Here is a 9,688-nt window from a genome sequence, read left to right as displayed (position 1 = left end):
AGTGCCGGCCGCTGGCCGGCATGTTCCGTATGTCGCCGGAGCGGTGTGCAGCAACCGGCCAGCGGCCGGCACTACCCCACAACGAAGAAGGGCGACCTCGCGGCCGCCCTTCAAGAGCCAGCCGACCAGCAGTCGGCTCTACATCACTTCTCGATGGCCGACTCGACCACCATGTCCAGCACGTACGCCTGCGACGGCGCATCGGCCGGCGGGTTCTTCACTTCGTAGCGCTTCACACGCACCACGTTGCGCACGCCATCTTCGTGGGTGTAACCCTCGATGTTGCCGTAGAAGTTCTCGAACTTGCCTGGCTCGCCCTGCTTCAGGCCCTTGTCGTCGAACTTGACCTCACGCACCTGCAGGCACTGGTAGTCCGGAATCATCGGGTGCGAGCACTTCTCGGTCTTCGCCGCCACTTCCAGGAACACGGTTTCGCCAGCGCCGCCGTAGCGGGTTTCAGCGGTCGGTTCCGGGTTGAACACCAGCACGTCGCCCTTGGCGGTGGTCAGGGTCAGCACGCCGTTGCCGTCCTGTTCGGCCTTCAGTTCGCCCTGCAGGCGGCTCGACACGGCTTCGTCCAGCGCCATCAACGCCTTGTCGGTGCAGGCCATCATGGTCGAGGCCATGGCGCTGACACTCAGCTTGCCGTCGGCCAGCGTGTAGCCGCCGCCCATGCGGTTGCAGGTGTTGCTGACCGACAGGCGGCCATCAGCGAAGTCCAGGGTGACCGGCTTGTCTTCGCGGGCGAACAGCGCATCGATGCGCTTGCCATCGGCCGCGGTGGCCTGCTGCAGCAGCCAGTGCTGGCTCTGCAGGCGCTGCGCATCCAGGTGAGCCAGCGCCTTCTGGTCGCCGGCCTTGGCCGCCGCCGGGGCCAGGTCGTCACCACCGGTACCGGCCGGGGCGGGGGTCTGGCTGCAGGCGGCCAGCAGGGCCAGCGGGAGGAGCAGGGTGAGCTTGCGGTTCATGGTGATTCTCCTTGGGGAACCGAGGGGGAAACGGATCGGGGCCGGCATCGGGGTTACCGTGCCCCGGCGCTGTTCAGCTGCCGGACGGCAACCACAGCAGCAACGCAGTGCCCAGGGCGATGCGGTAAATCGCGAAGGCCGTGAAACGGTGCGATTTGATGTAGCCCATCAGCCACTTCACTACGACGAAGCCGGTGACGGCGGCGGCAACGAAGGCGACACCGACGTCGGTCCAGTTCTCGCTGGCCAGGTTTCCTTCCTTGGCCAGTTCCAGGAAGGTGTAGGCGCTGGCGGCGAACATGGTGGGAATGCCGACCAGGAACACGAACTCGGCGGCGGCCGCGCGGCGGCTCAGGCCCAGCAGCATGGCCAGGAAGATCGCCGAGGCCGAGCGCGAGGTACCCGGGAACACACCGGCCACCACCTGCGCCAGGCCGACGCCGATGGCCACCGTCCAGGTCACCTGGTCGCGGTCGGGCAGGCGCGCGGTATAGGCCTCCACCAGCAGCATCCAGATACCGCCGATGATCAGCGCCCAGGCCACCGGGCTGACGGTTTCCGGCAGCGACCAGCCGGCCTTGCGCACTACCAGGCCGACCACGGCGGTCACCAGGAAGGCCGCGCCGAGCTTGAACACGTACTCGCGGTTCTCGCGTTGGCCGAAGCCGGTGGCCAGCTGCAGCAGGCGCTGGCGGAACACCAGCACCACGGCCAGGATCGCACCGGCCTGGATGATGATGTTGAAGAAGTCCGATCGCGCGCCCAGCCAGTGCTGGGCGATCAGCAGGTGGCCGGTGCTGGAGATCGGCAGGAATTCGGTCAAGCCTTCGAGGATGCCCAGCAGCAGGGCGGAGAGCAGATCGGACATGGACGGTGCGGGCGCGGGCGGCGGAAGAAGCTCGAAAGAATAGACGATCCATGCCGCACCAAACGGGTGCGTCTGGTCATCGGCGCACCCGTTTGGTGCGCATGGTTCTGCACCCCGCTGGGGCGGTGGCTTTGAAATCAACGACTTGTGAAGGCCGAAAAGTTGGCACGGTCATTGCTGTACCTCAGCAGGCATTCATTCCCATCCGAGGTCGTACCGATGTCCGTGGAAACCGTAGAGAAGCTGATCAAGGACAACCAGATCGAGTTCGTCGATCTGCGCTTCGTCGACATGCGTGGTGTCGAACAGCATGTGACCTTCCCGGTCAGCATCGTCGAGCCGTCGCTGTTTGAAGAAGGCAAGATGTTCGATGGCAGCTCGATCGCCGGCTGGAAGGGCATCAACGAGTCGGACATGGTGCTGCTGCCGGATACCGCCAGCGCCTACGTCGACCCGTTCTACGCCGATCCGACCATCGTGATCAGCTGCGACATCCTCGACCCGGCCACCATGCAGCCGTATGGCCGTTGCCCGCGCGGCATCGCCAAGCGCGCCGAGTCGTACCTGAAGTCCTCGGGTATCGCCGAAACCGCGTTCTTCGGCCCGGAGCCGGAATTCTTCATTTTCGATTCGGTGCGCTTCGCCAATGAAATGGGCCACACCTTCTTCCAGGTCGATTCGGAAGAAGCAGCGTGGAACAGCGGCGCCAAGTACGACGGCGCCAACAGCGGCTACCGTCCGGGCGTGAAGGGCGGCTACTTCCCGGTGCCGCCGACCGACACCCTGCACGACCTGCGTGCGGAGATGTGCAAGACCCTGGAACAGGTCGGCATCGAAGTGGAAGTGCAGCACCACGAAGTGGCCACCGCCGGCCAGTGCGAGATCGGCACCAAGTTCAGCACCCTGGTGCAGAAGGCCGACGAACTGCTGCGGATGAAGTACGTCATCAAGAACGTCGCCCACCGCAACGGCAAGACCGTCACCTTCATGCCGAAGCCGATCGTCGGCGACAACGGCAGCGGCATGCACGTGCACCAGTCGCTGTCCAAGGGCGGCACCAACCTGTTCTCCGGTGACGGCTACGGCGGCCTGAGCCAGATGGCGCTGTGGTACATCGGCGGCATCTTCAAGCATGCCAAGGCGATCAACGCCTTCGCCAACTCGGGTACCAACAGCTACAAGCGCCTGGTGCCGGGCTTCGAAGCCCCGGTGATGCTGGCCTACTCGGCGCGCAACCGTTCGGCCTCGTGCCGCATTCCGTGGGTGTCCAACCCGAAGGCGCGCCGCATCGAAATGCGCTTCCCCGATCCGATCCAGTCGGGCTACCTGACCTTCACCGCGCTGATGATGGCCGGCCTGGACGGCATCAAGAACCAGATCGACCCGGGCGCACCGAGCGACAAGGATCTGTACGACCTGCCGCCGGAAGAAGAGAAGCTGATCCCGCAGGTCTGCTCCTCGCTGGACCAGGCCCTGGAAGCGCTGGACAAGGACCGCGAGTTCCTCAAGGCCGGTGGCGTGATGAGCGATGACTTCATCGACGGCTACATCGCGCTGAAGATGCAGGAAGTGACCAAGTTCCGCGCGGCGACCCACCCGCTGGAATACCAGTTGTACTACGCCAGCTGACCGGTTGCGATGGCGGTGGGTACCCCCTCCCACCTGCCGCCATCGCATCCGTCTTCGCGGCTGGGGAGCCGCGGTCAGATCGGGGTCGTTGCACGGGGTCGGATCCCTTTCATGCATGAAAGGGCTCTGACCCCACGCCAAGGACCCCTGATCCAGGGGCAAGAGAGAGACCGGATACGCGACATGGGCCGCCCTCCCTCCCGCGTCGGCCGTGCAAGGAGAGAGGCACGGCTGTCCCGGCCCGGTTCGTGTCCGGTGCAACAGCCACGGCCATCACCACGATGGCCCGTGGTTGCCTGATGCCATCGCGCGTTCGCGCGCTGGCCCCATCCACCATCGGGACATGCGCATGAAACTGATCTCCGCCATCATCCGACCGTTCAAGCTCGACGAGGTCCGCGAGGCCTTGTCCGATGCCGGCGTGTCGGGCATCACCGTGACCGAAGTGAAAGGCTTCGGCCGCCAGAAGGGCCACACCGAGCTGTATCGCGGTGCCGAGTACGTTGTCGACTTCCTGCCCAAGATCAAGATCGAAACCGTCGTCACCGACGAGCGTGCCGAGGCCGTGATCGAAGCGATCCAGTCGTCTGCCGGCACCGGCAAGATCGGCGACGGCAAGATCTTCGTGACCGCTGTCGAGCAGGTCATCCGCATCCGCACCGGCGAAATCGGCGCCGACGCGCTGTAAACCCCCTTCCGGAGACTCCCCCATGAAGATGCGCCTTCTCACCGGGTGGCAAGCCCGGTTCCATCTGGTGTGCCTGCTGATGCTGCTCAGCGCGCTGGCCGCCGGTATCTGGCCCGGCAGTGCACATGCCCAGGCCCAGGTCACGCCGCTGCAGAGCGAGGCCGTGGCCGTCGAGCCCCTGCAGGACCCGACTGCCGCTGCGCCGGCTGCGGCCGAAGCGGTGGCAGCGCCCGCCTATGACCATGGCGACGTCGCCTGGATGCTCACCTCCACCCTGCTGGTGCTGCTGATGGTGGTACCGGGCCTGGCCCTGTTCTACGGCGGCCTGGTGCGTTCGAAGAACGTGCTGTCGGTGCTCAGCCAGATCCTCGTGGTGTTCTCGCTGGTGCTGCTGTTGTGGGTGGCCTATGGCTACAGCGCAGTGTTCAGTGCCGGCAATCCGTTCTTCGGCTCGTTCACCGAATTCGCCTTCCTCAAGGGCTTCACCCCGGAGTCGGTGGGCAACACGCCGATCAAGGGCCTGCCGGATTACCTGTTCGTCGCTTTCCAGTCGACCTTCGCCGGCATCACCACCGCGCTGATCGTCGGTGCCTTCGCCGAGCGCATCAAGTTCCGCGCGGTGCTGCTGTTCTCGGCGCTGTGGTTCACCCTCAGCTACATCCCGATGGCGCACATCGTCTGGGGTGGCGGCTACCTGGGTGAGATGGGCGCGATCGATTTCGCCGGCGGCACCGTGGTGCACATCAACGCCGGTGTGGCCGGTCTGGTCGCTGCATGGTTCGTCGGCAAGCGCCTGGGCTACGGGCAGACTGCACTGAAGCCGCACAACGTGCCGTTCACCTATATCGGCGCGATGCTGCTGTGGGTCGGCTGGTTCGGCTTCAACGCCGGTTCTGCCGCTGCAGCCGACACGGTTGCCTCGCTGGCCTTCCTCAACACCGTGCTGGCCACGGCTGCAGCGGTGCTGGGCTGGACGCTGGTTGAAGCGATCAGCAAGGGCAAGCCGTCGGCACTGGGCGCGGCCTCGGGTGCGGTGGCAGGCCTGGTCGGCATCACCCCGGCGTGCGGTACCGTCGGCCCGCTCGGCGCGATCGTCATCGGCCTGGTTGCCGGCGTGGTCTGCGTGTGGGGCGTGACCGGCCTCAAGCGTCTGCTGAAGGTGGATGACACCGCCGACGTGTTCGGTGTGCATGGCGTGGGCGGCATCGTCGGCGCGATCCTCACCGGTGTGTTCAGCGCGCAGTCGCTGGGCGGCACCAAGGCCGATCTGGATATCGGCCACCAGGTGTGGGTGCAGGTGGTCAGCGTCGGCCTCACCGTGGTCTGGTCGGCGGTGGTGACCGCAGCCATCCTGCTGCTGGTCAAGGTGGTGGTCGGCCTGCGCGTGACCGAGGAGGCCGAGCGCACCGGCCTGGATGTGACCTCGCATGGTGAATCGGCCTACGAGGCCTGATGCATCTACAGGGTGGGTGCCGACCGTTGGTCGGCACTGCACCTGCTCTGGTAGGTGCCAAGCTTGCTTGGCACTGCTCCTGCTCTGGACTGCTCTGCTCTGCTCTGGTGGGTGCCGACCGTTGGTCGGCACGGTCGGGGGCCCAGCCACGCATGGCGTGGCGCTACTGCATCGTCCGCGCTTATCGCGCACAATCAGGGCATGCACCCGATCCGCACGTCCCTGATGCTCTCGGCCTGCCTGCTGCTGGCCGCCTGTGCCTCCACGCCGCAGGAGATCCGCAACCCGCTTGCCACCTGGGTGCCGTCGCCGAACCAGAACGCGCGCACGCCGGTCATCATCGTCATCCACCACACCGAGCAGAAATCGGTGCAGCAGAGCCTGCACACGCTGCGTACCGCCAACAGTGGCGGGCGGGTCAGCGCGCACTATCTGATCGGCGCCGATGGCCATCGCTACCAGCTGGTGGCCGACGAGCGCCGCGCCTGGCATGCCGGTTCCGGGCGCTGGGGCACCATCACCGACCTCAACTCCGCGTCCATCGGCATCGAACTGGACAACGATGGCCGTACGCCTTTCAGCCCGGCGCAGATCGAATCGCTGATCGTGCTGCTGCGTGATCTCACTGAACGGCTGAACATCCCGCCGCGGCAGGTGATCGGCCACGCCGACCTGGCGCCGACGCGCAAGGAAGATCCCAGTCGCTTCTTCCCGTGGCAACAGTTGGCCGAAGCAGGTTTCGGCGTATGGCCGCGCGCGGCCGATGGTGCTGCGCCGGAAGGCTTCGATGCATGGGCTGCGTTGGCGCGCTTCGGTTATCCGCTGGACAACCGCGATGCAGCGGTACGTGCGTTCCACCGTCGCTTCCGTGGCAGTGACACCCTGCCGAAGACACTCGACGCCGAAGACGCCCGCATCCTGTATTCGCTGCTGCTGCAGACGCCCTGAAAGCGGATCAGGTTCACCGAATCGAACGCTCACCCTGCGTTTTGCAAGCTGTCCGATTCAAACTGGATAGGTAAACCCCTAATGTCGCTCGGCCTTACCGGCGAGCAATATTCAATGACCTACACCAGAATCCAGGTGCTGCTGCACTGGTTCTCAGCCATCATCATTCTGTGGGCAACCCTCAGTGGCTTCTACGTGGCGTTGTTCGATGTCGCGGACGCTACCCGCCAAGCCATCGGCTTCCTCAACGTCTCGCTGACCTTTACGCTGATTCCGTTCTTCGCCCTTCGCGTGCTGCTGGCACTGCTGCGGGCAAGTGCAGTGCAACCGACCAGTGCGGAGGGGTGGGCTGCCCGCCTTGCACACTTCGCGATCTATCTGACCACGATCGTGGTGCTGATAACCGGCGTGCTGATGATGGACAGGGACATCAACGTCTTCAACGTGCTGACCCTTCCACCGCCGCTCATCGACGTTCAGCTGACGTCGGCGTTCAACGCGGTCCACAAATACGCCTGCATGGTGCTTGCCGGCCTGCTTGTCCTGCACATCGCTGCGGTGATCAAGCACCATGCCTCGGGCAATCCGGTCCTGAAGCGGATGCGCTGGTAGCCGTCGGAATGCAAGCTCGCCGCAGCGCCCCGCATCCGTTGTTGCAGCTCCCTGAGGGGGCGGGCCGCAGGCTCAGTCCAGATTGAGTTCAGTGCGCAGTGCCGCCACATGCGCGCGGCCCACGGGCAGCTCCGTACCGTCGCTGAGTACGACCCAGTAACGACTGCCTGATGCGGCATGCAGGCTGCGGACATGCCGCAGGTTGACGACATGGGAGCGGTGGCAACGCACGAACTCCGGCGGCAGCAATGGCCCCAGGCCGGCAAGCGATTTGTCATGCAGTTCGATACGTCCATCGCGCATGCGCAGCTCGCTGTAGTCGCCGTCCGCTCGGATCCACTGCACGTCGGCCAGTTCAACCAGCGTAGTCCCCTGCGCACGCCAGATGCCGAGATAGCGGGCGCAGCCGGGCCGGTAGCGGCTTGCGTCGAGCAGCCGTTCCAGCGCCTGGGCGAGGCGCTCGCGTGAGAAGGGCTTGGGCACGAAGTCGAGCACGCCGTGCTCGAACGCCTGCAATGCGCGTTCGCGGTGTGCCGACACCACCACGCACTGGTAGCGCCCGGCAACAGCGCGGCGCAGCAGCTCGAAGCCATCGTCGCCGCCAAGGTTGAGGTCCAGCAGCAGGCCGTCATAGACGCTGCGCTGCAACCGGTCGCCGGCCGCTTCCAGATCGGCTACCGCATCGAAACGCGCGCGTGCGCCGGCCAACTCGCCGCACATGCGCAGCAGGCGCTGTTGCACCAGGGGTTCGTCCTCGACGATCAGGATGCGCATGTCAGCTCGATCCGGCCGCACCAGTGGTCGCCGTCGATGCCCTGCACGAAGCTCCAGCCGGCGGGGCTGGCCGCCGCCAGGCTGGCCTCGATGTAACGTGTACCGGTGCCACGGCCGCGGTGCGGGGCTGAGCCGCGCGCACTGCGCAGTTCCAGTATCCAGCGCGCCTCGTCGCGCTGCACGTGCAGGCGGAACGGGTGCAGTGCACAGGCAACAGCGCCGGCATGGGTCAGTGCGTTTTCCACCTGTGCGTGCAGGATGCCTGGCGGCAGCGAAAGCGCCGCATCGCCGCCATCGACTTCCAGCACCATGCGCCGGTCCAGGGCAAGGCCGACGATGTCCAGGTGGCTGCGGCACAAGGCCAACTCATCCTGCAGGGGAACGCTCTGGCGGCGGCTGCTGTCGCGCAGGCGATCGAACTGATCGGCCAGCGACTCCACCAGTCGGCTGGCGCGCATCGGCGACTGCTCGATCAGTTCCTGCAGGCAGGTCAGCGTGTTCATCAGCCAGTGCGGCTGGATGCCCCGTTGCAACAACTGCAATGAAAGCCGTGCGCGCTCTTCGCGCAGCCAGGCGTTGTGCCGGTCCAGCGCCTGCAACTGGGCGACGTGGCGCAGCAGAAGGAACACCATCAGCACCGCCAGCAGCAGGAAGTACGGGCCATCAAGGAAGGCGCCGCGTGCGACCAGCAACGCCAGCAGGCCGGCAGATAGCAGCGCCAGGATCGGCCACCGGTCTTCCTGGTCAGCAGGTGCGCGCAACAGCACCCAGGCCGAGGCGAGCAGGCTCAACAGCAGCACCGCCGCGGAGCGGGTGTCGAAGCCGGGCAGCGCGATGGCCGCGGCCATGATCAGCGCCAGATAGCTGAAACGACCCGCCCTCGGTAAGGCCACCTCGAAGCGACGCGCAAGATAGGCCGGCAGCAGCAGCGCTGCGGCCACGTGCAGGGCCAGCAGCGCGACCAGGCGAACGCCATGCCAGGGATAGGGGTAGCCCAGCAATGATCGCCACGCCTCGACCGCGGGCAGTGCCAGACCCACCACACCCAACGCCAGCAGCAGGCGCGCGCCGGGCGTGCGTGTCTGCCCACGCAGCACCGCCAGGAAATACAGGCATGCGGCTGCCAGCGCACCGGTGGCGAAGGCCGCGATCAGCCATGGCAGGATGATCTGGCCGTACAGCACGGGGGCTGGCGCGACCAGCACCATCGCATCGGCACCATGCAGATCGAAGCGCTGCCGTTGGCTGGACGCAAGCACCACCAGCTCATCGGTGGCGTTGCCCGAAGTGGGTGGCAGCACGCGGACGATGTCGATGCGTCCCGGTCGCTCTTGCTCTGCGGTACGGCCGACGACGCCATTGCTGATCCAGCGCGTGCCATTCCAGTACAGCTGGCTGGCCGCGCGCAGCGACAGCCGCAGGGCGCGGCCGTGATCACCGGCGACAGCCGGCGCGGGCACATGCCAGCGCAGCCAGTACGGGCCGTGCCAGCCCGCCAGCGCGCGTTGGTCCAGTGGCTGCCACTGCAGATCCTGTGGTGGCCGCGTCGGCAAGGGGCCGGATGCTCCGATGCTCGCAGGTGCCATCTCCGCCCCGCGCACCTGCACCATTCCGGGCGGCGGCGTCGACACGATCATCCACGCAGCCACGGCCGCAAGCAGCGCAGCAAGGACAGCCAGGGTTCGTGTGATCTGCATGGCGGCCATCGTATCGGTTGCGTGGAGACATTGGACCGGCGTCTGGAGACG

General features: G+C 66.1%; 9 protein-coding genes. 5 read left to right on the top strand and 4 right to left on the bottom strand.

Annotated elements, in window-relative coordinates:
- Positions 1-143: 143 nt before the first annotated feature.
- Both ACFX4F_RS11645 and ACFX4F_RS11640 read right to left on the bottom strand, forming a co-directional pair.
- Complete coding sequence (locus ACFX4F_RS11645) at positions 144-968, bottom strand: META and DUF4377 domain-containing protein (protein WP_099819514.1); 825 nt, start codon at positions 966-968, stop codon at positions 144-146.
- 73 nt (positions 969-1,041) lie between these two features.
- A complete protein-coding gene (locus tag ACFX4F_RS11640) occupies positions 1,042-1,836 on the bottom strand; it encodes an undecaprenyl-diphosphate phosphatase (protein ID WP_380655369.1) in 795 nt (264 codons plus the stop codon).
- Between the two features lie 219 nt (positions 1,837-2,055).
- Between ACFX4F_RS11640 and glnA the strand changes: the two genes are divergently transcribed.
- The 5 genes from glnA to ACFX4F_RS11615 all read left to right on the top strand — a co-directional run bounded on the left by glnA (position 2,056) and on the right by ACFX4F_RS11615 (position 7,166).
- Positions 2,056-3,465 carry a type I glutamate--ammonia ligase gene (gene glnA, locus ACFX4F_RS11635; RefSeq protein WP_380655366.1) on the top strand — a complete coding sequence of 470 codons (1,410 nt, stop codon included), beginning with the start codon at positions 2,056-2,058 and terminating at the stop codon, positions 3,463-3,465.
- Positions 3,466-3,814: 349 nt separating this feature from the next.
- A complete protein-coding gene (locus ACFX4F_RS11630; protein WP_164275288.1) occupies positions 3,815-4,153 on the top strand; it encodes a P-II family nitrogen regulator in 339 nt (112 codons plus the stop codon).
- 22 nt (positions 4,154-4,175) lie between these two features.
- Complete coding sequence (locus ACFX4F_RS11625) at positions 4,176-5,606, top strand: ammonium transporter (protein WP_089241711.1); 1,431 nt, start codon at positions 4,176-4,178, stop codon at positions 5,604-5,606.
- A 201-nt stretch (positions 5,607-5,807) separates the two neighbouring features.
- A complete protein-coding gene (locus ACFX4F_RS11620) occupies positions 5,808-6,554 on the top strand; it encodes an N-acetylmuramoyl-L-alanine amidase (protein ID WP_380655361.1) in 747 nt (248 codons plus the stop codon).
- Between the two features lie 81 nt (positions 6,555-6,635).
- A complete protein-coding gene (locus ACFX4F_RS11615) occupies positions 6,636-7,166 on the top strand; it encodes a cytochrome b (protein WP_380655358.1) in 531 nt (176 codons plus the stop codon).
- 72 nt (positions 7,167-7,238) lie between these two features.
- On the opposite strand, the gene ACFX4F_RS11610 is transcribed toward ACFX4F_RS11615, so the two are convergent.
- The gene (locus ACFX4F_RS11610; RefSeq protein WP_380655355.1) at positions 7,239-7,940 is read right to left on the bottom strand and encodes a LytR/AlgR family response regulator transcription factor; all 702 of its coding nucleotides are present in this window, start codon (positions 7,938-7,940) and stop codon (positions 7,239-7,241) included.
- Positions 7,928-9,637, bottom strand: a complete 1,710-nt coding sequence (locus tag ACFX4F_RS11605; protein ID WP_380655352.1) for a histidine kinase — start codon at positions 9,635-9,637, stop codon at positions 7,928-7,930. Before ACFX4F_RS11605 ends, ACFX4F_RS11610 begins: the two co-directional genes overlap by 13 nt.
- Between the last annotated feature and the right edge of the window lie 51 nt (positions 9,638-9,688).

This window comes from Stenotrophomonas sp. YIM B13575 (assembly GCF_042787595.1).
Classification (GTDB): Bacteria; Pseudomonadota; Gammaproteobacteria; order Xanthomonadales; family Xanthomonadaceae; genus Stenotrophomonas; species Stenotrophomonas lactitubi_B.
The sequence above is the reverse complement of the archived record's forward strand: the minus strand, read 5'-3'. Positions and strand labels throughout refer to the sequence as shown.

What these genes read in the sequence shown, in the direction of transcription:
- ACFX4F_RS11610 (WP_380655355.1), bottom strand. Translation starts at nt 7,940, where the DNA reads ATGCGCATCCTGATCGTCGAGGACGAACCCCTGGTGCAACAGCGCCTG.
- ACFX4F_RS11640 (WP_380655369.1), bottom strand. Translation starts at nt 1,836, where the DNA reads ATGTCCGATCTGCTCTCCGCCCTGCTGCTGGGCATCCTCGAAGGCTTG.
- ACFX4F_RS11625 (WP_089241711.1), top strand. Translation starts at nt 4,176, where the DNA reads ATGAAGATGCGCCTTCTCACCGGGTGGCAAGCCCGGTTCCATCTGGTG.
- ACFX4F_RS11630 (WP_164275288.1), top strand. Translation starts at nt 3,815, where the DNA reads ATGAAACTGATCTCCGCCATCATCCGACCGTTCAAGCTCGACGAGGTC.
- ACFX4F_RS11645 (WP_099819514.1), bottom strand. Translation starts at nt 968, where the DNA reads ATGAACCGCAAGCTCACCCTGCTCCTCCCGCTGGCCCTGCTGGCCGCC.
- ACFX4F_RS11615 (WP_380655358.1), top strand. Translation starts at nt 6,636, where the DNA reads ATGTCGCTCGGCCTTACCGGCGAGCAATATTCAATGACCTACACCAGA.
- ACFX4F_RS11605 (WP_380655352.1), bottom strand. Translation starts at nt 9,637, where the DNA reads ATGCAGATCACACGAACCCTGGCTGTCCTTGCTGCGCTGCTTGCGGCC.
- ACFX4F_RS11620 (WP_380655361.1), top strand. Translation starts at nt 5,808, where the DNA reads ATGCACCCGATCCGCACGTCCCTGATGCTCTCGGCCTGCCTGCTGCTG.
- glnA (WP_380655366.1), top strand. Translation starts at nt 2,056, where the DNA reads ATGTCCGTGGAAACCGTAGAGAAGCTGATCAAGGACAACCAGATCGAG.